At 60.2% G+C, this 23382-nt stretch carries 19 protein-coding genes; 6 read left to right on the forward strand and 13 right to left on the reverse strand.

Features of this window, described 5'->3' with window-relative positions:
- Nucleotides 1-13: 13 nt before the first annotated feature.
- From IQ25_RS06485 to IQ25_RS06505, 5 genes are all read right to left on the reverse strand, one after another.
- Nucleotides 14-457 (reverse strand): MarR family winged helix-turn-helix transcriptional regulator, encoded by a 444-nt coding sequence (locus IQ25_RS06485; protein WP_158637680.1) that lies wholly within the window; start codon nt 455-457, stop codon nt 14-16.
- A gap of 178 nt (nt 458-635) precedes the next feature.
- The gene (locus tag IQ25_RS06490; protein ID WP_158637681.1) at nt 636-2984 is read right to left on the reverse strand and encodes a TonB-dependent receptor; all 2349 of its coding nucleotides are present in this window, start codon (nt 2982-2984) and stop codon (nt 636-638) included.
- Nucleotides 2985-3130: 146 nt separating this feature from the next.
- Nucleotides 3131-4468 carry an MFS transporter gene (locus IQ25_RS06495; protein WP_144903929.1) on the reverse strand — a complete coding sequence of 446 codons (1338 nt, stop codon included), beginning with the start codon at nt 4466-4468 and terminating at the stop codon, nt 3131-3133.
- Nucleotides 4469-4494: 26 nt separating this feature from the next.
- A complete protein-coding gene (locus IQ25_RS06500) occupies nt 4495-5937 on the reverse strand; it encodes an NAD-dependent succinate-semialdehyde dehydrogenase (RefSeq protein ID WP_144903931.1) in 1443 nt (480 codons plus the stop codon).
- Between the two features lie 29 nt (nt 5938-5966).
- Nucleotides 5967-7436 (reverse strand): carotenoid oxygenase family protein, encoded by a 1470-nt coding sequence (locus IQ25_RS06505; RefSeq protein ID WP_144903933.1) that lies wholly within the window; start codon nt 7434-7436, stop codon nt 5967-5969.
- 158 nt (nt 7437-7594) lie between these two features.
- Here IQ25_RS06505 and IQ25_RS06510 point away from each other — a divergent pair, with 158 nt between their 5' ends.
- Entirely contained in the window at nt 7595-8137 is a 543-nt protein-coding gene (locus IQ25_RS06510; RefSeq protein WP_158637682.1) for a MarR family winged helix-turn-helix transcriptional regulator, read from the forward strand.
- Here the strand turns inward: IQ25_RS06510 and IQ25_RS06515 are convergent.
- Nucleotides 8122-8607 (reverse strand): DUF3237 domain-containing protein, encoded by a 486-nt coding sequence (locus tag IQ25_RS06515; protein WP_158637683.1) that lies wholly within the window; start codon nt 8605-8607, stop codon nt 8122-8124. The genes IQ25_RS06510 and IQ25_RS06515 overlap by 16 nt on opposite strands.
- A gap of 106 nt (nt 8608-8713) precedes the next feature.
- Between IQ25_RS06515 and IQ25_RS06520 the strand changes: the two genes are divergently transcribed.
- Nucleotides 8714-9196, forward strand: a complete 483-nt coding sequence (locus IQ25_RS06520; RefSeq protein ID WP_144903940.1) for a DUF3237 family protein — start codon at nt 8714-8716, stop codon at nt 9194-9196.
- A gap of 43 nt (nt 9197-9239) precedes the next feature.
- Here the strand turns inward: IQ25_RS06520 and IQ25_RS06525 are convergent, their stop codons facing one another.
- A complete protein-coding gene (locus tag IQ25_RS06525; RefSeq protein WP_144903942.1) occupies nt 9240-10541 on the reverse strand; it encodes an NAD(P)/FAD-dependent oxidoreductase in 1302 nt (433 codons plus the stop codon).
- 255 nt (nt 10542-10796) lie between these two features.
- On the opposite strand from IQ25_RS06525, the gene IQ25_RS06530 reads away from it, so the two are divergent.
- Entirely contained in the window at nt 10797-12323 is a 1527-nt protein-coding gene (locus IQ25_RS06530) for an APC family permease (RefSeq protein ID WP_144903944.1), read from the forward strand.
- 29 nt (nt 12324-12352) lie between these two features.
- On the opposite strand, the gene IQ25_RS06535 is transcribed toward IQ25_RS06530, so the two are convergent.
- Complete coding sequence (locus IQ25_RS06535) at nt 12353-13138, reverse strand: gamma-glutamyl-gamma-aminobutyrate hydrolase family protein (RefSeq protein ID WP_144903945.1); 786 nt, start codon at nt 13136-13138, stop codon at nt 12353-12355.
- Nucleotides 13139-13328: 190 nt separating this feature from the next.
- Between IQ25_RS06535 and IQ25_RS06540 the strand changes: the two genes are divergently transcribed.
- Nucleotides 13329-14663 carry a glutamine synthetase family protein gene (locus IQ25_RS06540; protein ID WP_144903947.1) on the forward strand — a complete coding sequence of 445 codons (1335 nt, stop codon included), beginning with the start codon at nt 13329-13331 and terminating at the stop codon, nt 14661-14663.
- On the opposite strand, the gene IQ25_RS06545 is transcribed toward IQ25_RS06540, so the two are convergent.
- The 3 genes from IQ25_RS06545 to gabT all read right to left on the reverse strand — a co-directional run bounded on the left by IQ25_RS06545 (nt 14660) and on the right by gabT (nt 18249).
- Nucleotides 14660-15364: a GntR family transcriptional regulator gene (locus tag IQ25_RS06545; protein ID WP_144903949.1), complete on the reverse strand. Its 705-nt coding sequence runs from the start codon at nt 15362-15364 to the stop codon at nt 14660-14662. The two genes, IQ25_RS06540 and IQ25_RS06545, sit on opposite strands and share 4 nt — an antisense overlap.
- Before the next feature lie 120 nt (nt 15365-15484).
- A complete protein-coding gene (locus IQ25_RS06550) occupies nt 15485-16966 on the reverse strand; it encodes an NAD-dependent succinate-semialdehyde dehydrogenase (protein ID WP_276509804.1) in 1482 nt (493 codons plus the stop codon).
- Complete coding sequence (gene gabT / locus IQ25_RS06555; RefSeq protein WP_144903951.1) at nt 16966-18249, reverse strand: 4-aminobutyrate--2-oxoglutarate transaminase; 1284 nt, start codon at nt 18247-18249, stop codon at nt 16966-16968. The genes IQ25_RS06550 and gabT overlap by 1 nt, the downstream gene beginning before the upstream one ends.
- Nucleotides 18250-18353: 104 nt before the next feature.
- On the opposite strand from gabT, the gene IQ25_RS06560 reads away from it, so the two are divergent.
- On the forward strand, nt 18354-19280 hold the full coding sequence (locus IQ25_RS06560) for a LysR substrate-binding domain-containing protein (protein WP_144903953.1): 927 nt from the start codon (nt 18354-18356) through the stop codon (nt 19278-19280).
- A 31-nt stretch (nt 19281-19311) separates the two neighbouring features.
- Here the strand turns inward: IQ25_RS06560 and IQ25_RS06565 are convergent, their stop codons facing one another.
- On the reverse strand, nt 19312-21624 hold the full coding sequence (locus IQ25_RS06565) for a TonB-dependent receptor (protein ID WP_144903955.1): 2313 nt from the start codon (nt 21622-21624) through the stop codon (nt 19312-19314).
- Nucleotides 21625-21861: 237 nt separating this feature from the next.
- Here IQ25_RS06565 and IQ25_RS06570 point away from each other — a divergent pair, with 237 nt between their 5' ends.
- Nucleotides 21862-22608, forward strand: coding sequence for a GntR family transcriptional regulator (locus IQ25_RS06570; protein ID WP_246415650.1), 747 nt, complete (start codon nt 21862-21864; stop codon nt 22606-22608).
- Here IQ25_RS06570 and IQ25_RS06575 read toward each other — a convergent pair.
- Entirely contained in the window at nt 22589-23191 is a 603-nt protein-coding gene (locus tag IQ25_RS06575) for a DUF3237 domain-containing protein (RefSeq protein WP_246415651.1), read from the reverse strand. The two genes, IQ25_RS06570 and IQ25_RS06575, sit on opposite strands and share 20 nt — an antisense overlap.
- Nucleotides 23192-23382 lie beyond the last annotated feature (191 nt).

Here is a 23382-nt window from a genome sequence, read left to right on the forward strand (position 1 = left end):
TCTTTCATCGCGATTAAGTTTGTTGTCCGGCACCCGCGTTTGGGCGCAGGGGGATGCGGACGCGATCGTTGAAGGCGGTCACGAACTTGCCCAGCAGCGCGGTCAGCTGGGCCATTTCGTCAGCGCTTAGAGCGTCGCGCATTCTGCCGGATATTGCTTCGGTCAGTACGGCCGTGCGCGAAAGCAGTGCTTCGCCTTCTGGCGTGAGGCAAAGCTGGTTGCGCCTGCGGTCTTCGGTGTCCTGCGTGCGCAAGACCAAACCGTTCTTTTCCAGAAGCCGCAGCACCACGGTCGCGGTTGATCGATCAATCCCGATGAGTTCGCAAAGCGCGGTCTGATCTACCCGTGGGTGAGCCCGCAGGGCATGAAGTACGCTGTACTGCGTGGTGGTGATGCCAAAGTCTGCAGCAGCTTCATCGAACAGGGCCAGAACAATCTGGTGTGCGCGCCGGATCATGAAGCCTGGGCGCCTGTACAGCGCCTCCATCGATGTGGAATCTGGACCTGTCACCGCACCATTCTCCATGTTCGCTTTCCGAAACCTGACCGGATGGTAGCTTAGCATTACCCCCGGAGCGACAGGCCGCTGTGTCAGTTTCAGTCGAAGACCCGACACTGACACAGCGGGGTTGCCGTCAGTTGCGGAACGTAACCGTCAGGCCGACCGTGCGGGGCCGAACGGTGCCGTAGTAGTAAAGCGGAGAGGCTGCCGTATCGTGTGACTTGCCTAGCAGCGGTGCTGTATCGAACAGATTGTTCACGAAGATCGATGCATCGACCGGGCCTGTGCGAAGGCCGATACGTGCGTTCACTTCAGTGATGGCCGGATCGAATTGCAGGTTGGGATCGTAACCCGAGGCCGTGGGGTCGTCGTACGAGGCAAGCTTGCCGTTGTTGCGACTGTTGTAGCGCATGTCCGCGTGGAGATAGCCCTTGGTGCTGTCGCTCAAGCCGGCGGTATAATCGACGTTGCCGGTGAACTGCCACGGCGATCCGGGGAGGGAGTCTCCCTTGCGAGCAAACGTGACGCCATCGGAAATGACCGTCTTGTTGTACTTTGCATCGACATATCCAACCGAGCCGCTCAATTGCAGCGCGCTGCTGGCCCGCAGAGTAAACTGGAGGTCAAAGCCCTGGCTGCGTGCGCCACCGATGTTGTCGCGGAAGCCATTGCCCGCGCAACCGGCAAGGATGAATTGCTGGATATTGTTCCAGCGGATGTGAAACACGCTGGCTTCAGTACGCAGAGCTCCGCCAAACAGACGGTTTTTCGTCCCGGCTTCAAAGCTCCATGTCGTGTCGGGCCCGAAGGTCGAGGGATAGTTCTTGACCTGGCAGCTGGCGAAAAGTGGAGGGTTCACGCCACCAACGCGAAAGCCCTTGGCTGCCGAAGCATAAAGCATGTTGCCATCATCGATTTCGTAGCTGAGGCCGAACTTGGGCGTGAATGGCTTGGCCTTCTGCACGCCGGTAGTCGTGACGGTTTCGGGACCGCTTCCTGCGTAATTGAGCGGACCGCCAAGATCACGTCGGTAATCGAACGTTGTGCCGCTGTAGCGCAGGCCGAGGGTTGCGGTGAGGCCGGGCGCGGGGTGCGCATCGAATTGCGCAAAGACCGCCCACTGCTTGTCCACCGTGTCGTTTGCAGAGGTGAAGATGTACTTTCCATCGGTCAGCCCGATGCCGAAGATCGCCTCCAACGGAATAATCCGGGCGGTGGTCTGGTCCTCGATCTTGAAGCTTTCGATCTGGCGTGCGCGGCTGTAATAGGCACCGACGGTCCAGCGGACCGGGGCATCACGATCGGTGGAGGAGAGCCGGACCTCCTGCGAGAACACCTTCTGCCGCGCCGTGGCGAGGCCCGGTGCTTTCCAACCAGGCACGAAGGGATACGGGGTTTCGAAGATGAAATTCGTATTGAGGTTGGTGTAGTCTTGAACGCTGGCACCCTTGCGATCGAAATAGGCCGTAACGGCGGCAAGTTCCACTGATCCGAGATCGACCGAGATATTCAGGCTTGGCAACATGAAGCGATCGTTGGCGGTCTGTGCCAGCGAGTATCCATTGACGAAACGACCCTTCCAGGAATCGGTCAGATTGCCCCAGAGCGTGCCAGTATCATCATTGCGCACGCGCTGATAATACAGCGACGGTGTTAGCGTGACCGTCTCGCCCAACTGGAACGTGGCAGCGCCGCGCAGGGCCAGCGTGTCAGAGCCGTTGGCGTTCTCGTAGAATTCAGTGCTGCCTGGCGTGGCCACGTTGAATGGCCTGCGATCGACCCAGCCGCCATCCTTGCGGTAATAGGCGCTTGCGCGGACGCCGATCTTGTCGGGAACAATCGCAAAGCCAGCAGCAAGACCGCCTTCGTAGCTCGGGTCGCCACTGCGGGTCAGGGCCAGTTCGGCACGCCCGTAGAGTTCTGTGCCATCAAGGCTGGGCTTGGGCGTGATGAAACGGACCACGCCGCCTTGCGCACCTGCGCCGAACAGCGTGCCTTGCGGTCCGCGCAGCACTTCGATGCGATCGAGATCAAAGACTCTGGGGAAAGCTGTGCCAAAGGCCGTCTGTGCGTTCGAGCGGATCTGGATCGCCACGTCATCGACATAGATGCCGGTCGTTGCTGCGCCCGACCCCGAGGAGATTCCGCGGATCGAAATGTTGGTGCTTGTGCCTGAACCAAAGGTGTCTTTGCTGAAGTTCAAACCCGGCGTGATGCGGGCGATGTCGTTGATGTTGCGAACGCCCTGTCGGTCCATGGTCTCTGCCGTGAAGGCTGCGACGCTGACGGGCACCTTGCTGAGCTTTTCGTCCTGCCGAGTGGCGGTGACAACAATCTCGTCGCTTGGATTTCCGGTTTCTCCCGCACCCTCATCAGGGGTGGATCTCTGCGCCAGGGCGGGGGACGCGATGGAAAAAGCCAGAGCGGCAGCCAGAGCGACTGTGTTTGTCGACCTCAGCAGAGTTGTTCGGATAGTTCCCATGGTTTCCTCCCGGTTGTGTGCGCCAATCCTTTCCCCAAGGACTTGGCCGCATCGTTGAACCATAATGATCAGATGACTGAGTAATTCACTGCGACAAAACCGTCAACGATTCTTTGATTAATCAAATAGAATCTGGTTCAAGGCGATCAGCGGTGGATGGGAGACCTTGCCAGCGCCCAGCTGAGGAACGCGACCAGGACCGCAACGGTCAAAGGGAACGTTGCGACGACGGCAAGCGTGATCTGCAAGGAAAATGCCTGTGCCAGCGCGAGGCCTCCAAACAGCGGCAAGACTACGCCACCAATCCTGCCGGCACCGCCAGCCCAGCCAATGCCGGTGCTGCGGATGTGGGTTGGATATACGCGTGCCATCGTCATGTTCAGCCCAGCCTGGCCTCCACCCTGAAAGAACGCCATGGCGAAGAGTGCAGGGGTGAACCAGACGCTGGCGAACGGCACGAACCCAAGAAGCAGGATGGCCATCGAATAGCCCAAGAAGAAGATCGGGATCGGGATGCTTCTGTTGACCCGGTCAAGCAGGACACCGATTGACATCATCCCGACGATCCCACCCAGCAATCCAATCATCGCGGAACGGGCGAAGTCCTGAATTGAAACGCCTGCCATCTGCTGCAGGAAGCTCGGCAGCCAAGCCGCCACGAGGGCGATCGTGCCCATCGAAAAGAAGCACGCGCCAAACAAAAGCGTGCTGATCGTGCCGCGCCCTTCGCGAAACAGGTCCAGCGGGTTGGCGCGGGCCTTGCCGGAATGGATCGTGCGGGCGACGAAATGCTCCTCGCCTGTAAGCATTGCGTTGGGGGCCAGGCGCTTGATAGTCCGGGCGATCGCCGGATCGGTCGGATTCCTGGCCGCACGGAAGGCGATGGACTCTGGCAATGCCCAGGCCAAGGCGGGCAGCAAGGCCAATGGCATTGCGCCACCCAGCAGAAACCCTGCTTCCCAGCCGTAACGTGGAACCAGCAGTGCTGTCATTGAGCCTGCGACGTTGCCGAGGCTGTACCCCGCCATGCCTGCCGACAGGAACATGGCGCGCTGGCGCAGTGGCGTGAATTCCGAGATGAGGGCGACCGCATAGGGCAGGACTGCTGCAAGGAAGAGACCCGTAATCCCGCGCAATGCAGCCAGCGCGATGATCGAGGGCGAGAACGCTGTCGCAATCGTCAGAACGCCGAACATGGCAAAAGCGATGAGCAGCATCAGCTTGCGTCCGAGCTTGTCGCCAAGTGGGCTCATCAGGAACGCGCCAACGGCAAGCCCGATTTGCTGCATGACGATGACCGGCGTCATTGCGGCTGGGGCGATGCCGAAATCCTTCGCGATCGCGGGCGCGATCTTGCCGACCATGTAAATGTCGAAACCATCGACGAACATGACGAGAAAGCACAGGGCAAGGATCCCTAGATGTACCGGGCGGAGCCGCTGTCCATCGATGAATTCATGCACGTCGAAGGTCTTGGTCGCCATCGTGAATTTCCTTTCCCCACGTGTGCTCAAACCTGATGGATGGTCTTTGTTACGAGACACGCCATCAGACCTTCAGGACCGTCCTCTGCACCATGACCACTCTGCTTGACGCCACCGAAGGGCGCGTCGGCTGCAGCAAGGCCAGTGGTGTTGATGCCAACCATGCCGGATTCGAGCGCATCAGCGATGAGGTTGGCCTGTCGGGCGTTTTCGGTAAATGCAAAGGCGGCTAGGCCAAATGGCAGGCGATTGGCCTGGTCTACCGCTTCATCCAGCGTGCGGAACCTCGCAATGGCGGCGATCGGGCCAAAAGGTTCGTCGTTCATGACACGTGCGGTGAGCGGCACATCAGCCAGAACCGTTGGCTGCCAGAAGTTGCCCGGCCCATCGTTGCGCGCACCTCCGCCAAGCACGCGGGCGCCCTGTACTTCGGCATCACCAACGATCTCTGCCATGGCCGAGATGCGGCGGCTGTTGGCCAGCGGTCCCATCTGCGTATCTGCGTGCAGGCCATTGCCGACCTTCAGGCCGCAATACCGCTGGGTGAAGGCGGCGACGAAGCGATCGTGGATGGCGTCCTGCACATAGAAACGTGTTGGTGAAACACAGACTTGCCCAGCGTTGCGCGACTTTCCGATCGCCAGCGTCTCGACCGTGCGTTCGAGGTCGCAGTCGTCGAAGATGACGACCGGCGCATGTCCCCCCAGTTCCATCGTCGTACGCTTTACCGTATCCGCCGCGAGACGGATCAGATGCTTGCCGACAGCGGTCGAACCCGTAAAGCTGACCTTGCGAATGATCGGGCTGGCTAGCAGGTGCCGCGAAACCTCGTCGGGCACTCCGAACACCAGTTGCACGACGTCGGTCGGGCAGCCTGCATCGATCAAGGCCTGGACCACGGCCATGGCCGACGCCGGTGTCTCTTCAGCCGGCTTCAGGATTACCGAGCACCCGGCGGCAATGGGTGCGCCAAGCTTTCTGCCCGGATTGTGCACCGGGAAGTTCCACGGTGCGAAGGCTGCAACAGGGCCGACAGGTTCGTGGACCACCAGCGAACGGGTGCCCGCTGGGCGTACCAGCACACGTCCGTAGGTTCGCTTGGCCTCCTCGGCGTAGAAGTCGAACAGCCCGGCGCATGCCATGGTCTCGATACGCGTCTCGGCAATTGTCTTGCCTTCCTCAAGCGTGGCAATTGCTGCAATGTGATCGACGCGTGCCCGCAGCAATCGCGCGGCTTCATGCAGCACTAGCGCACGTTCGGCCACGGGCGTTGCGCGCCACTGGCGGAAGCCACGTTCTGCGCCATGCAACGCCTCGTCGAGATTGGCAGCACTTGCCAGAGGCAGTTCGCCAAGCGTTTCACCCGTAGCCGGATTGACGACGCGGTGGCTGCGGTCTGCCGAGGTTATCCATTGGCCGCCGATATACATGCCAAGGCGTGGGTATGCCGCCTGCGCGTCCAGAGTCATTCAGATTTCCTTTGTGGTACGAGTATGCGTCAGGCTGCGCGATTGGTGGTCTGTGCCCAGTTGCCGTGCAGACCGGGGCGAATGCGGAACGGGATGGCAATTGTAGCGATCGGGCCGGGGGCAAGGTCCAGCGCATCGAAAAGGAGAAGGCGCGAGGCATTCTCCGCCAGGCGGTTTTCGATCACGACCAGATAGCCGTCGCCTTCATCGGTTGACCCGGGGCGGGGAATGAATGCGGGCTCCTGCAAGGAGCTTGTCGGGCCGACCCACCAGGTATCGGTTTCACCGGAGATGCAGTCTATTCGCGCAAGCGTGTTCATCATCAGGCCGGTGGCGCTGCGCATTCCAGGAAGGTCCACCGGCCGGGAGCCATCCTGGACGAGCTGCCAGCCATGGCGGTTTGCGCGACCGGCGAAACGATCGTCGATCCGCGGAAATTCGCCGACGAGATCGGCGAGAGGGGCCATCCGGATTCCATCATCGTTAGCCGACATGTCGACCGTCCAGCGCATCATCCGCGCGGCAGCGGCCACAGGGTCAAAGGGTGCGCCTTCGGTGTCGGGGAAGAACGGAAACATGTTGCCTGCAGCGGTCGGCACGTCAAAGTTGACGATGCTGCCAACGTTGTGGGCGTTCATGACGTGGCTGGCGAAGCAGGTGGGTGCGCGGAACCAGCGCAGATCCTGCGCCTGCCCGCGCCGGGGCATCACGCCAAGATAGACTTCACGTTGGCGATCAAAGCCGAAGTGCGGAAGGTTGGCGCGCAGTCGGTCCCACGATCCGACGATCGGCACGACATGAAACACGACGTAGTCATCGGTGAAGGCAAAGTCGTGCATCATGCAGTAGTATGGCAGCTCGAACCAAGCCTCGTGGTCGATTTCGCCATCGGCGCCAATCACGTAGTAGGCCATGTCGCGCGTGCACAGGCCACGAGCGGCATAGCCAAAGGCAAGCATCTCGCCGGTGCGCGCGTCGATCTTGGGGTGTGCAGTGAATGTTTCGGACGTCATCCGGCCACCGAAGCGATAAACCGGGTCGATCGTCGTAAGCGTGGCAGGGTCCATCCATACCGGCGGGCTGTCTTCTTTAAGCGCGAGGAGCTTGCCAGCGTGCACGATGACGTTGGTGTTCGCAGTGCTGCGGACCATCCCATCGACGGAAGAATCATCGGTGAGCGGGTTGCGGTAGGCTCCGAACAGGGCGCGCCCGGCTTTGCGTTCGGCCACGAACTTTTCGGTCCGTACCCAGCGTTGCCGCAGTGAAACCGTGCCATCGCGAAAGCCGAACCGGCTGACCATGCCATCGCCGTTGAACCAGATGTCGTCTCCAGCCAGTGGAGGGAACTGGGGGTCTGGTGCGACACGGAAGAATGCCCCATCGAGATCGACAGGGACGGCGCCCGAAAGCACTTCTAGGCGGGCGACGTCAGCCTCCACTCCGGAAGGTGCGAAGATCCCGGTGAAGTTGGCTGTGGCGGGGAACTGCAAGCTGGACATCCTTGTTCAAACTCATTGACTACTCAATGACACGTTTGAGTAATCAAGGAGCGTGCTTGCTGGCAAGCGTTTTCTGTGGTTGAGTCACGGGCGGGCAGTGGTGCAAACCGGGCGCACACCCCGACAACTGGACTTTTGGGTGCGTGATGGCGGAAAAGTTGAAATCGACAGTGACAGGGCAACGCGACAAAGATGCGCCCGTTGATGCCCTTGGGCTGCCTGGCTGGGAGATCAGCGGGCTGGACTATCCGACCTTTCGTATCGGTTTGCTGGCCAAGGTGATGGATCGGATGACCATCCGCGACCTGATGGATGTTGACGGCCTGACTTACGCCGAATGGCGCGTGCTGGTGCGACTTACTGCGGTAGAGGATGGCGGAACGCCCGGCCGTGTTGCCGAACTGGCCTGGGCTGACCTTGCCGAGGTCAGCCGCGCAATCGGCTCGCTCGAGCGGAAGGGACTGGTCGAACGCCACAAGAATCCCAAGGATCTGCGGACCTCGATCCTGCGGCTCACGGCAAGCGGCCGGGCACAGCACGAGGCCACGCTAATCCGCCGCAATGCCTTCCATGAATTCCTGTTGACCTCATTGTCTGATGACGAGCGCGGCCAGCTTGACGGATTGCTGGCAAAGATCGGTTCCCAATTGCGCGACCTTGCCTTGAACGGGACGCCAGGCGAAGGTCACAAAACTGCGTAATAGCGAAACAGCGAATGGTCGGGTTCGCCACTGCCTTCCACACTAGGACGGCGGACGCCTTTGCCGATGATGACGGTACGGTTCAGCCAGTCGTGCACCCCGTCCGGCGCGCGGAAGTAGGGCGTGCAGCGGAAGTATGGATGTATCGGATCGCGGCCAGGCCGGTCAATCGTGCCATGGACATACCCAAGGTTGCGGATGTAGATCAGTGCCCCGTCATCGGCCCGGATCATGTAGTGGGCATTGAGTTCCACTACGCCGTCTGTGCGGACCATTGGCCAGTCTGCCCCGCTGTGATCGACCAGTTGGCCTTGCAGGCGAGGGCCACTGACCGTGCCCCCGGCTCCCACTGAGGTGTAGGCGAAGCGTGGCCCACCCGGATGAATGGCCTCGGTCGACCAGCGACGATCAAAATTGATCCTGATATCAAACACATGTTCGAGGCTTAGGGATAGATCGATCTGGTCCACGCGTGAGTCCTGAATAAGCCGGTTGATAGGCACTTGTCGTTATTCTTATTGATTAATCAAATACCTTGCTTATGCAAGCGCCTCGTAATCGCGAGGGAGACAGAGATTGATTGATTGGCAAAGCTTTGCACCGAAGCTCCGCTACGCGTTCTCGATTTCATTGACGTTGAGCAAGGCTTACTGGCTGAAACCCACCACGATGGGCGCGACCAGAGCCGGCGTATATGCAGTGGATGGAGCAATTGAGGGGCCAGGCGTCAACGGCCGGGTGATTCCGATGAGCGGTGGTGACTGGCCGCTCCAGCGCCCCGACGGCGTGATCGATTTCGATGCCCGTTACTTGCTTGAACTTGATGACGGCACGGTGATCTACATGCAAAACAGAGGCTACCGGTGGGCTTACACGCCCGAAGTAGCCGAACGCATGGCGCGCAATGAACCCGTTAATCCGGACGAGTATTATATGCGCGTCACGCCCAAGTTCGACGTGCCCGAAGGCCCGCACGACTGGATGGCGCGGCATGTCTTTGTGGGCGTGGCTGAAAAGATCCCCGGGGCGAACCGGATACACTATTTCGTTGTGGAATGAACGGGGTGACGAGGGGGCGGCTCTGCCCCCTCGTGCGTATGTTTCAGAGGCCAAGCCGGTCGCGCATAGCGTACCAGAGAGAGCCCAGGATCGTCAGAGGAACGCGGAAGTGCCGCCCGCCGGGGAATGGATAGTGGGGAAGGCTTGCGAAGATATCAAAGCGTTCCATCTGTCCGCCGATCGCTTCGGAAAGCAGACGTCCAAGCAACTGGGTTGTGGTCACGCCGTGCCCGGAATCGCCATGGGAAAACCACACGTTGCTCGAAAGGCGACCGATCTGCGGCATCCGATTGAGTGTTAGAGCAAACTTGCCGCTCCACGCGTGATCGAGCCGCACCCCACGCAATTGCGGGAACGTCTTGAGCAGGCCCGGCAAGATACGCCCCTCGATGCTGGCCGGATCCCCTCCGCCATAGACGACGCCGCCTCCGAACAGAATTCGGCCATCTGCGGTGCGGCGGAAGTAGTCGAGAATGTAGTTTGCGTCCTCGACGCAGGTATTGGCAGGCAGCAGCTCCTCGGCGAGCCCGCCCAGAGGTTCGGTCGTTACGACCTGGCTGGAAACTGGCATGATCCGGGCTGTCAGTTCGGGCTTTGCGTCACCGAGATAGGCATTGCCGCACAACAGTAGGGTGTCGCAGGTCATGCAGCCTTGCGCGGTCTCGATCATCGGGCGGGCGCCTTCGGTAATCTTCAGCACGCGGCTGTTCTCGAATATCCGGCCGCCCATTGCCTCAAACGCCGCCGCTTCGCCCAAGACGTAGTTCAGCGGGTGAAAGTGTCCACCAAGCGGATCAACCATCGCGCCGACATAGCGATGGCTGGACACGATCTGTTGCAGGCCATCCCCTTCGATCATTTGCATGCCCGGGTGGCCATAACTTGCCCATACTGCAGCCTGCCCTTCCAGCCAACGCATCTGCTTGGGCGTCAGCGCCACGACGGCAGAACGGTCAACCAGATCGCAGGCAATGCCGAAGCGCGCGACACGCTCCCTGATGATGGCACTGCCTTCCAGCGCGACCGAAGCAAGATCACGCGCGCGATCTTCGCCCAGTTTTGCGGCAAGGAAATCCAGCGGACGGCTGTAACCGTTGATCAGTTGCCCACCATTGCGGCCTGACGCGCCGAAGCCGACGCGCTGATCCTCGACGATGGCCACACTGAAGCCGCGCTGCACCAGTTCGAGTGCTGCCGACAGACCGGTGAAGCCACCGCCGACGATGCAGATGTCAAACGAATGACTGCCCTTCAGCGCGATTCGGTCAGGAGCGGGATTGGCGCTCGACGCATAATAGCTCGGCATTGCGGCGTAGGCCCTGACGGACGACGCATTCACATTCATCTGAGACTTCCTGGGCAATCTGGCGTGATTTGATGACGAGGCTTTTGCGCTCCTCTATCTGTGATCTCATATTTCAGCGGACAACGATTGTCCATAACAAAGCCTGCACTAAGAAAAGGTAGATATGGGTTCTTGCGTGGGATCGCAGATTGCGCAATGTGTGCACGCGCTGCAGATCTGGATCGATCAGGCAGATCGGCAAAGCCAAGGCAACGGTAATGGTCTGCGGACAGGTTGCCGCAACGGGGAGCACGAATGGCAGAGGTCACAGAGGCCAAGACGCAATATGCGGCCAAGGATGGCAAAGGTCTTGCCGGAAACAGCGTTGGCCTGATCGGAGCCATCGTGATCGGCGTGTCGTGCGTTGCGCCGGCTTATACGCTGACGGCTGCGCTTGGGCCTATTGTCTCGGTGGTAGGCTTACAGACTCCCGCGATCCTGCTGATCGGCTTTCTCCCGATGCTGCTTGTGGCCATGGGCTATCGCGAACTGAACCGGGCAGTCCCAGACAACGGCACATCCTTTACCTGGGCAACTCTGGCATTCGGGCCTTATGTGGGCTGGCTCGCAGGATGGGGACTGGTCGCATCGACGGTTCTGGTCCTCTCGAACAGTGCGGGGATCGCGGTCGACTTCTTCTATCTGATGCTGGCACAGGCATTCTCGGCGCCAGGGATCGCGGCCTTGTCGGCCGACAAGTACATCAATGTTGCCACCTGCCTCGCCTTCATGGGAGCGGCTGCATTCATTTCCTATCGGGGTATGCACACCACTAAGGTCGTGCAATATCTGCTGGTGGGCTTGCAGGTGATTGTCATGGCTGGCTTTGGCATTACTGCCCTGGTCAAGGCACAGGCGGGCCTTGCTTTCGATTACACGCCGATTCAGGCAGAATGGTTCAATCCCTTCGCTGTCACCACAGCCGGAGCGATTGCTGCGGGATTGTCTCTTTCGATCTTCATCTTCTGGGGGTGGGACGTCACCCTGACGATGAACGAGGAGACCGAGGATGCCGCGCGCAATCCGGGCCTTGCCGCAGCGTTGACTGTGGGCGTGACCATGCTGCTCTACGTGCTGGCATCTGTCGCCTCGATCGCGTTTGCAGGCACCGGAACCACAGGCGTCGGCATGGGCAGCGCAGACGTGCAGCGCAACGTCTTCCTTGCCCTCGCGCCTGCTGTTTTCGGGTCGGCCAGTGTCGCCATGGCCATTGCGGTGCTGTGCAGTTCGGCAGCATCCCTGCAATCTACCATGGTGAGCCCATCGCGCACCCTTCTGGCGATGAGCCACTATGGCGCCATGCCGAAGCAATTCGCGCAGATCAGCTCCCGCTATCGTACGCCGTATGTCGGCATCTTCGCTTCTTCGATCGTGTCTTCGGTCTTCTATGCGGTGATGCGCTTCATCTCCGAGCACGTGCTGTGGGACACGATAACGGCACTCGGCATCATGATCTGCTTCTACTATTCAATCACCGCGTTGAGCGTGGTGTGGTACTTCCGGGCAAGCTGGTTCAGTTCATTCGGCGCATTCCTGAACCGGTTGCTGATGCCGCTGGTCGGTGGCGTTGTGCTCGGCGCGCTTTTCTTCCGTACCGTGTCAGACAGCCTTGACCCCGATTTCGGCAGTGGGTCGCATCTGGGCGGCGTTGGTCTGGTGTTCGTGATCGGTCTTGTGATCTTCGGCCTTGGTCTTCTGGCAATGTTGGCTATGCTGGTGCGCAACCCTGCGTTTTTCAGAAACGGGGCTGCGCAAATGCGGGCCGAACAGGAGCGTCGCTGAGAGCTGCTGCTGGCAGCAATCTTTCGGGATCAGGCCGGTAGTGCGGAGGTGATCTTGGGCAAGGCATCACCCCGCATCGCAGCGCCTAGCGCAGCGAAGAACCAGTGAGACTGCGGATTAGTGGCAAAGTCCCATTCGGGGTGCCATTGCACGGCCATGACGCAAGTGCTGGCTGATATCTGGCTGAAGGCCTCCACGAGACTGTCGTCGGCCATAGCTTCGACCTGCAATCCATTGCCCAATCGCTCAATGCCCTGAAAGTGCACGGAGTTGACGGTGGCATGGCCGGTCTGCCAGCATTGTGCCAGAACCCCGCCATCAGTGAGTTCAACTTGATGGCTTTGCGCAAACATCTCCTCGAGGGAGGCCGTGTCGGGGGCGTGGTGCTGCACTTCGCCATGGGGCAAATCGCAAAGCTTGCCGCCAAACAGGACATTGAGCTCCTGAAATCCGCGGCAGATGCCAAAGACTGGCTTTCCGGCTTCGACCATCTGTGCGGCGAGCCGCAGGCTGGTGGCATCGCGTGCCGGATCGAACGGACCATTGCCGTCCGCTTTGCCATAACGCGCTGGCATCATGTTCGATGTGCTGCCTGTCAGCAGGAGGCCGTCCAGCCTGCGCGATAATCCGACGCTTGCCGAAACGTCTTCCATGGCCGGGACAAGAACGATGTCCGCATCACAGACGGCTGCTGGGGCCTGTACATAGCGATCGATAACGCGATGAATTTGCTCTCCCTCGAACTCGCGCTGACAGCAGCCGATGCCCAGCAGGGGCCGGCTTGCGCTAGAGGCGGGATCAAAGGCTCGTATCATGGACATCCGCTTGCACCGAAATGTGTGATCACTGAATTGCTCTTAACTTACCGAAGTGACAAATCTGTGCAAGCTAACTGGTGCTGAAGGCCCAAGCTGGCGCGCCGAAAGATGGTAATTTCTGCATGCGAGAGCTGGTTGTTCAAAGTGCGCTGGACAGGTCAAGCCAGATTCAATATGTGATCACACTATGCATGAAACGAACGTCAGCTTCACCGATTGGCTTGCGCAGAACCCGAAGATCACGCGCATCGAAGCATTCCTTGCCGACATCAATGGTGCGCCAAAGGGTAAATGGCTTGAACGCGACAAGGCGCAGGCGCTGGAGGCCAAAGGGCTGCCGATGCCGCTCTCGGTTTTCGCGCAGGACGCTTGGGGTTGCGATGTTCCGGCAGCCGGCCTGGCCTTCGGCACGGGTGATCCAGATGGTCTTTGCCAAGCTGTGTCCGGGCGGTTTGCGCAGGCGCCCTGGCTAGGCGAAGGTTGCGCACAATTGCTGATCGAGATGAAGGCGGGCGATGCGCCCGCCGATGCCGATCCACGCGGCGCACTGCAACGTGTGCTTGCGCGCTACGCCGCACGGGGGTTGGTGCCGGTGGTAGCGACCGAGTTGGAGTTTTATCTTTACAAGCTGGAGAACGGCTTGCCGGTGCCGCCTGATGGCAACCCGCGCCGCAACGACACGCTTTCGACCGTGCCTCTGGCCCGCCATGGTGCACTGTTTGATGCGATCTTTGCTGCAGCGTCTGCGCTTGGCATCCCTGCCGATGGCCTGATCAGCGAAGCAGGGCCCGGCCAGTTCGAAGTCAATCTGCTGCACCGCGCCGATGCGCTTGCCGCAGCGGACGACGCGATTCTGCTGCGACGCCTGATCCGGGATATCGCCCGCAGCCATGGCCTTGGCGCAACCTTCATGGCCAAACCCTATGCAGATGCATCTGGCAGCGGGATGCACATCCATGCAAGCCTGCTCGATTCCGCCGGAATCAACGTGCTAGCGCAAGGCGACGGACAGCCCAGCGATGTCCTGCATCATGCAGTAGCGGGCCTTTTGCGGGCGATGCCAGAGACGATGCTGGCCTTCGCACCGAACGCCAACTCGTTCCGCCGCATCCGACCCGATGCCCACGCCCCGATATCGGCTGGCTGGGGCGTTGACGATCGTTCGGCTGCAGTGCGCGTCATTGTAGCCGATGCTAAGTCTACCCGGATCGAACACCGTATCTCTGGCGCAGACGCAAATCCCTACATCACGCTTGCGGCCATGCTGGGGGCGATGATCGAAGGGATCGAAGCGGGAGAGATGCCGCCGTCCGCACAGGATCCGATGCAACCCGGTTCGGGCGAGCGCCTGCCGATTGAATGGGGTGCCGCAATCGACCGTATGGCCGGTTCGACTTTGGCCGCGAGCATTCTGGGCGAGCGATTTCGCGACATCTTCATCGCTTGCAAGCGGCAAGACCGCGATGAATTCCTCAATCGGATCAGCAGGTTCGAATACGATACCTATCTGTCTCTGCTTTAAGCGGAAAGGTTCAAGCGGTCCCAGTCTGCCATCAGGCTCGAACAATCGCCGATGTCTGCCTGGATTGCGGCCTCGACCGCGACCGGGTCTGATGCGGCGATGGCGTCAGTGGCGGCCTGGTGCTGGTCAATCATGTTGGCGGTGCCGTAACGACCATAGACCACGCGCATGAAGGGGCCAAATTGCATCCACAGGCTTTCGATCATGCGGTTGGCTATCGGCATCTGTGCCGCCGAATAGATCAACGAATGGAAGCGGAAGTTCGATTCCATGTAACCCGTGACATCTCCATCCCGCAGCGCATTATTCGTCGCCGCATCGGCCTGACGGATCAGGCGCAGACGTTCGGCCGTTATGTGCGGCAACGCTGCCACCGCCATCATCGGTTCAAGCAGCAGCCGCAGAGCCATGATTTCGCCGAAGCGCTCGACCGTCATCTTCGGCACGGTGACCGCCCGTTTCGACCGAATCTGTAACGCACCTTCATTCGCTATGCGAGACAAGGCATCGCGCACCGGCATCTGGCTGACATTGAGCTGCTGGGCGAGGCCTCGTGTCGAAATGCCGACGCCAGGGGCAATCTTGCCGGTGATCAGCCTGAACCGCAGATCTTCATAAACCTGTTCGCGCAAGGATGGCGCGAACTCGGTTTCGTCATCGTCTGGTTCTTGCCCGACCGACAGTGCGTCTTCTGGCTTCATTGCGGCCCTCGAACGGTTCCAGATCTGTTCACGACAGTGATCCTAGATGAGGACGCCGAACAAGTGAAGCCTTGGATAACCGAGATACTGCCCGTTCGAGTACGGGCAGTATCTGGGATGTTAGAGCCCGAGGCAGGTCAACTTGATATCGAGGTAATCATCCATTCCGAAGGATGACCCTTCGCGGCCGAGGCCAGATTCTTTCACACCGCCGAACGGTGCAGCTTCGGTGGAGATCAGGCCAGTGTTCAGCCCGACCATGCCGTATGCAAGCGCTTCGGGCATGCGCCAGCTGCGTGCAAGGTCCTGGGTATAGACATAAGCCGCGAGACCTGCGTCGGTATCGTTAGCGATGCGGATGGCTTCGTCTTCCGTCTCGAAGCGGATGAGCCCAGCGACGGGTGCAAAGGTTTCTTCCCTGCACAGCAGGGCATCGCGCGGAACATCCGCGATGACCGTCGGTGCGAAGAAATTCCCGTCAGCAAGCGCGCCTTCGATCAGACGGGTGCCGCCTGCCAGAAGACGGCCACCGCGGCTGACGGCATCATCGACATGGGCCTGCGCCTTGGCCAGTGCCCGGCTGTCAATCAGAGGGCCTTGATCTGTTGGACCGGCCAGGCCAGGTCCGACCCGAAATGTTCGGACCCGGTCAGCCAGACGAACAGCGAAATCATCGTGCACGCCCGATTGCACAAGGATCCTGTTTGCGCAGACGCAAGTCTGCCCAGCGTTGCGGAACTTCGATGCTAGCGCGCCTTCGATTGCCGCATCTATATCGGCATCGTCGAATACGATGAACGGCGCATTGCCTCCGAGTTCGAGCGATACCCGCTTTACGGTTCCAGCACACCTTGCCGCCAGCAACTTGCCAACCGCAGTGCTGCCGGTGAAGGTGAACTTGCGCACCCGCTTGTCACCGGTGAGTACGTCCCCGATGGCTGGCGCATCACCCATCACGACGTTGAACACGCCGCGAGGAACACCTGCTTCCTCGCTCAGCCGAGCAAGCGCCAGAGCCGAGAGCGGGGTGAGTTCGGACGGTTTGACGACGATCGTGCAACCCGCCGCCAAAGCAGGTCCGGCCTTGCGCGTGATCATCGCAAGTGGGAAGTTCCACGGCGTTACGGCTGCAACGACACCTACCGGGCTTTTCCGGACGAGAAGGCGACGGTCTGAGGCGTGGGGCGAAAGCAGGGCACCGGTGACGCGGCGCGCTTCCTCGGCGAACCATTCGAGAAAGCTTGCGGCATAGGCGACTTCGCCCGAGGCCTCGGCAAGTGGCTTGCCCTGTTCGGCCGTCATCAGCCAGGCCAGTGCTTCGCGGTGTTCGAGCATGAGCTCCGCCCAGCGCCGGAGGATGGCGCCACGCTCCTTGCCTGTTTGTCCTGCCCATGCACCTTGTGCGCGGTGGGCAGCGGTCACGGCCAGTCGCGTTTCCTCGGCACCGAACAGGGGAACCTTGCCGACAAGAGATCCGTCAGCCGGGTTCAGCACCTCAATGGTCCGTAGACCGTGCACCCACGCGCCATCAATGTAGGCTGCATCGCGCAGCAGGTCTTGCGCAGCAGTACGCATATCGGAACGATCCAGTACCAGTTCCATCACGCTGCCTCGGTCACGCAGGCAAGAGCATCGGCCATGATGGCAAGTCCCTCGTCAATGATGTCGTCGCTCGCGGTCAAAGGCACCAGGATGCGGATCGTCTGCCCGCGCGTGCCGCATGTGAGCAGGACGAGCCCGCGGTCCAGGGCTGCGCTGGCAACCCGCTTGGCCGTGGTGCCATCGGCAACGCCGACGGGATCGGGAACATCGAAGGCGACCATTGCGCCGGGGCCGCGAAGGCCGGTGATGTCTACGGTATCGTTTCGCGCCGCCGCTGCTTCCACTGCAGTCCGGATCCGGGCGCCAATCTGGTTGGCCCGGTCGTTCAGCTGTTCATCTTCGATCACATCGAGCACGGCGAGTGCCGCAGCGACGGCGATCGGCGATCCGGCATAAGTTCCGCCAAGGCCGCCCGGACCAATGGCATCCATCACTTCGGCCCGGCCGATGACGCCGGCGAGCGGGAAGCCGCCAGCGAGCGACTTGGCAACTGTAACCAGATCCGGCTTGACCGGCTGATGTTCGATGCCGAACATCCTGCCGGTGCGGGCAAAACCCGACTGCACCTCATCAGCGATGATCATCATGCCCCATTGCTCGCGAAGGCGGGCAAGCGCCTGATAGAGTTCGGGATCTGGCATGTGGAAGCCGCCTTCGCCTTGCACCGGTTCGATGATGAACGCAGCGATACGTTCCGGTTCGATGTCTGCTGCGAAGAGGAAGTCGAGGGCGCGCAGTGTCTCGTCGAGGGTTACGCCATTCGTCGGCGACGGCAGCGGTACATGATAGATCTCTGCCGGAAATGGCCCAAGTCCACGCTTGTAGGGATTGACCTTGCCGGTCATCGCCGATGACAGCAGGGTTCGCCCGTGGAAACCACCGGCAAAGGCGATGATGCCCGGTCGGCCCGTGGCGGCACGGGCGATCTTCACGGCGTTCTCGGTCGCCTCAGCTCCTGTGGTAAAGAAGATCGTCTTGGCATCACCTTCGACCGGCGCGATCGCGTTCAGCCGCTCTGCGAGTTCGATGTAGGGCTCATAGGCCATGACCTGAAACGCCGTGTGGGTGTAGGCGCGCAGCTGCTGTTCTACCGCCGCCACGACGCGAGGATGGCGGTGTCCGACGTTGAGCACTGCGATTCCACCAGCAAAATCGACGTAGCGCTTTCCTTCGACATCCCAGATTTCGGCATTCTCGGCTCTTGCGGCAAAGACGGGCGTCGCGGTGGAAACGCCACGCGGCACCGCATTGGCCCGACGGGTGAGGAGGGTCTGGTTCTTCATGACGCGTTGCTTTCGGCAGGGAAGGTCTGCTTCGACCCTAGGGCGCGCATGACCCTCGCGGGAGGCGCCTTGCGCAGCAGGGGTGGTAACGCTAGGTCACCAGTATGGCTTTGCCGACACTGCCTCCCTTCGCCACCTTGCGGGCGTTCGACATGGTCGGGCGCAGTGGCGGCATACGCAAGGCGGCGGCACAGCTCGGGCTGAGCCATGCGATCGTCAGCCGCCATCTGGCGACGCTTGAACAGTACCTTGGCCTGTCATTGTTCAACCGGCGTACTGGTGAGCTGACGGAACACGGCCGCCGGTATCACGCACGGATTGCTGCAGCCATTGCCGAGTTGGAAGCGGCAACCACGGACATTCGCGGCACGCGGGAGCATTCGCTGTCGATCTGGTGCTCTGCAGGATTTTCGCTGCACTGGCTGGCGCAACGGCTGGCAGACTTTCAACGCCGCGCAACGTCGGCGGGGGGGCTTGTCGTTGATCTGCGCTCGACCGATGCCGAACCGATGTTCGAAAGAGGCGAAGCAGACGGCGACATACGCTATCTCTCCGATGCCGCTGCCAAGAGCCTGCCTGCTGCAGTCCGTGCCGAACTGCTTGCCCGGCCGGACGTTTTTCCAGTCACCTCGCCTGAACTGCTCGGCTTTCTGTCACATCCGTTGCGATGCCGCGCCGACATTCTCCAGCTTCCGCTAGTTGACGAAGGCGGCGGCGAGGAATGGGCGGAATGGCTGGCTGTGCAGAGGGTTGCAGCAGACCTGCGAAAGCCCCCGGTTGCTCGTTTTGGGCAGGCCCATCTTGCCCTTATGGCGGCGCGTTCTGGGCAGGGAGTGGCCCTTGCCAATGCTTATCTCGTTGCGGATGATCTTGCGCGTGGAACGCTCGTCAGGGTGTTGCCTGGTGATGACATTTGGGAGCCTGCGCCAATCGGTGCGTATTATTTCCGGTGCGCGCGGGCTCGGTGGTCCGACCCCTTGCTCGCACGCTTCCGGCGCTGGTTGCGAAACGCGGTGCAAACCTCGGCGTGAAGCCTCGGCCGCACCACATCTGGCAATCAGATCACCACTTGTAGCCGGCCGATAAGCCGATCGAACGCGGCTCGCCATACGTGCGATAGAAGCTGCCGACCCCATCGTTGCCAGCGTCAGTGACATAAGCCTTGTCGAACAGGTTTTTGCTCCACACCGAAAGGCTGATGCCAGAGTCTGTTTCAAGCATGATCCGAGCGTTGGCGACACCATACCCCGGAATCCCACGCAGTGACTGATCAACAGGAGTCTGGCCGATCCGGTTGGCGGTGCGGAAGTTGTAGTCTGCGCTTGCAGTCAAGGACATGCCGTTGCCGACCGGCGCAGTGTAGCTGGCTGCCAGGTTCCCGCTCCACGACGGTGCAAACTCTAGCCGCTGGCCCTTCCAAGGTATCGGCTGGTTGTCGAACGAGAAGAACACGTTGTTGCTCTGGGTGATCTTGGTTTTCAGATAGCCGAGCGACCCTGAAAGGCGCAGCCCTGCCATCGGGCGCACCACGACATCCAGTTCGGCACCGAAGTTATAGCCGCTGCCGATATTGGTAAGGCGGAATGCGAACTGCCCGGGGGTGAGGGTGCTGGGCAGGGTGGTGAATGCCTGGATGTCATTGTGATCGTAATAGAAGATTGAGCCGTTGATCTGCAGCTTGCGATCAAGCCACTCCGTCTTGAAGCCACTTTCGAAGTTGAGGACGAATTCCTCTTGATACGGCAGGGTATCTTCCGGGGTCTGCGGGAAGCCTCCCGGGACACCCCCCGACTTGTACCCGCGCGAAATCGTGGCATAGAGCGTGGCGTCGCTATTCGGCCGGTATGACAAAGTTGCAGAACCAGTCCAGTGATCGCCAAGGCGGTAATCACGGTCGATGTCGCCAACAGCGATCAGATCGATTCCCCCCGACGCCGGGAAGCTGGTGATCTTGCGGAAGCCGGTGCGACCGTCACGATAGGTTGTCCGTTCATCGGAATAGCGAACGGAACCGCTGAAAGTGAGATCCGGGGTCAGATCATAGTCGAACTGGCCGTAAATGCCCCAGTAGCGCGTTTTTTGGCGATAGGTCACGTCAAGGAAGAGGTCCTGATAGTCGATCCCGAAGATCGGGTTGAACGTATCGAAAAGCAGGGGATTGTCGGTCCAGTTGAATTCCTTGAACTCGTTGAAGCGGTAGTTCGAATAGATCGCACCCACTTGCCAGCGGAAAGCGCCGGATGAGGGCGAGGCAAGACGCAGTTCCTGCGTGAAGTTGCGCAGCTTTGCCTGTTCGACCCAGCCACCGAGGTTGAGCTGGCTGGCATCATAATCGAAGGCAAAGCCGAAATCGAACTCGGTATAACCGGTGATCGAGGTGAATGTCAGGCCGCCAAGATCGGCCGACAGGTTCAACGCAGTCGAGAACTCCTCGTTATCGAGCTTGTTGCCGGGCTGTGAAAGCACCACACGGCCATCGTCACTTTGTGCACCTGCGCCGGCCAGTGCCGGATTGATCGCTTGCGCAAGGGTCAGGCAGTTGGCCTGATCGAGCCTGCCTGAAAGCACGGCATTGCAGAAGTCCGGACCGGTCGGCGAATAGGCACCCGATGCGGAGGCAAGCACCGTGTCGCTATTGTCACGCGCGTAGTAGACCTTGAGCTTTGCGGTCACTGCGCCGATTTCCGACTTGAGGATACCGCGAGCAGCGATCCGGTCCGGTTCGCCCCACTTACGGCCACCGGCAAGACTCTTCTGCCAACCGCCACCGAAGCTGCCATCATTGAGGAATGAAAGGCGAAGGGCCGTGTTCTCACCCAGCGCGATCGACTGGCCTGCCTCGATGCGGTAGCGGTTCCACGAACCGTAATCGAGTGTGACGTAGCCATCGTTCTCGCCCAGCTTTGCCTCGCGAGAGATGATCTGCACCGCGCCGCCGACCGCATTGCGGCCATACAGACCCGACTGCGGCCCTTTGAGCACTTCCACCCGCTGCAGATCGAATACGCCGCCTGCTCCCATCACCAGCGAAGGCTGGTAGATTTCGTCGATGTAGATTGACGTCGATGGGCTGTTGTTGACATTGAAATCGAACAGGGCGACGCCGCGGATCGTCCAGTTCGGCTGGCTGCCGCCCTTGTCCTGATATATCTGGGTGTTTGATACCAGCGAGCCGATCTCGTCGATCGTGCGGGTTTGCCGTTCGCGCAGGCTATCTCCCGAGACCGCTGTGATCGCGATGGGCACGTCCTGAAGATTCTGTTCGCGCTTCTGCGCCGTGACAACAATCTCGTCGCTTTCACTCTGAGCCTGTGCGAGCGCGGGCGTGGAAACAATAGCAAGGATCGAAGCCGATCCAATCAGCACGGCACGCATACATCTACTCCCCATTTGTTCATTTCGTTCATCTCAGCGCGCGAGCTGCCTGCCTTGTCCGGTGCCCGGCGATGTCACGAAGCGCACGGGTGGATCTTGCTGAAGTTTCCGGACAGATCAGTTTACGCCAATAATGTGATCACATATTTGCAGGTGCGGTTGTTGTCAATGTGATCAACGGGAGCTACCTTCAGTCTCAGTATCGATCGCAATCGTTCGCCATGAAGTGGGCAAATCTTGAAGGAAGCCAACCGGATGCCAGAGATGCTGGAAGAGGCGACCATCCAGCAGCGCGTTCATGGGCGGTTGCGCACAGACATCATGCTGGGGCGGATTGCCCCTGGAGAACCGCTGACCATCCGGGGGCTGGCAGAGAAACTGGGTGTAAGCGCTATGCCTGTGCGAGAGGCGCTGCGTCGTCTCGCGGCAGAGCAGGCGATTGAACTTCTGGGCAACCGTCGTGTCCGCATCCCGATAATGTCGGTTAGTCGGTTTGAAGATCTGCTAGCAGCGCGTGTCACGTTGGAATCGGAGGCTGCAGTGCGTGCACTTCCGCATGCTACGGAACAGACAATCTCTGAAATGGAGCGCCATGATGCTGCATTGGATGCCGCCATGGTCCGGAACGACTATGACAACTGGCTGGCAGCAAATTTCGCCTTTCACCGCACGCTGTACTCTGCCCGTCCAGATTCGGTTTTCCTGCCTCTGATCGAATCGTTGTGGCTTCAGGTCGGGCCATTTCTGCGGATGGCCCTTGAGAATGTGGGGCCGTCGTACACAGTCGATCGCCATGTCGAAGCGCTGCAGGCCTTGCGTGAACGCAATGTGATGGCATTGCGCATTGCAATCGAGGCTGACTTGCGTGACGGCATAACCCACCTCGGCCAGCGTCTGATGCGCATGGACGAGGGATTGGCTTTACCGCAAAAGCGGGGTGGCCACCGTTCCAGAACGCGTGATATCAGTCGACCACCAACCTGAAGATCGAAAGCTTGACGGCAGGAGCTTCAGCGGTGCCCGCAGGATTGATTGTGCCTGTGAAGACATAATGGTTAAGCCAGGCGTAGGGCCCTTCGGGCGCTTCGAATTGCGGCGTCGTCACCGCATAGTCTGCTGGCCAGTCGCCCGTCTTGCTATGCCACAAGCCGTTATTTCGGATGTGGATCTGGACGCCATCGTTTGTTTGCATAAAGTAGTCGGCAGCGATTTCCCAATACCCGTCCGCGCGGACGAGCTGCCAGTCATACCCGCCTGCAATGATCTCACCTCGAAGCGATGGCCCCGCAAAGCTTCCGCCAATGATCGGTACGCGGAAGCGTTCTCCCCTGATCGTGCGGCCGTGCGGTACTTCCTTTTGCAAGAGCGCGACGGCATCGTAAATCCATTCGGCTCGCGGCGCCTTTGCGGGTGTGGCGCTGTCGACTGTGGCGGCAGAGGCGCGGGACGCTCCCAACACGCCCGTTGCACCAGCCATTGTTGCAGCGATTAACATCTCGCGACGCGTTTGACCTGCAGTCACATCCATTCCTTCTTCATCACAAAGAATGAGGTTCAGATCTGCCATAGGGTTTATAAGCCTGCAACAATTTTGTGATCACAATATTTGCTTCCACCGACCGCTACCGCGTCATCGATTATCAACCCGCTGCAATTGTCCGTGCATGTGACCTGGTCCTTTGCGCGCAGCGCAGGATTTCGCGTCGGACGTCTTCTTTTGGCCTGAGTCGAGGGAGGCGAGCGCTCCATGGACTAAAT

This window comes from Novosphingobium taihuense (assembly GCF_007830315.1).
Lineage (GTDB): Bacteria > Pseudomonadota > Alphaproteobacteria > Sphingomonadales > Sphingomonadaceae > Novosphingobium > Novosphingobium taihuense.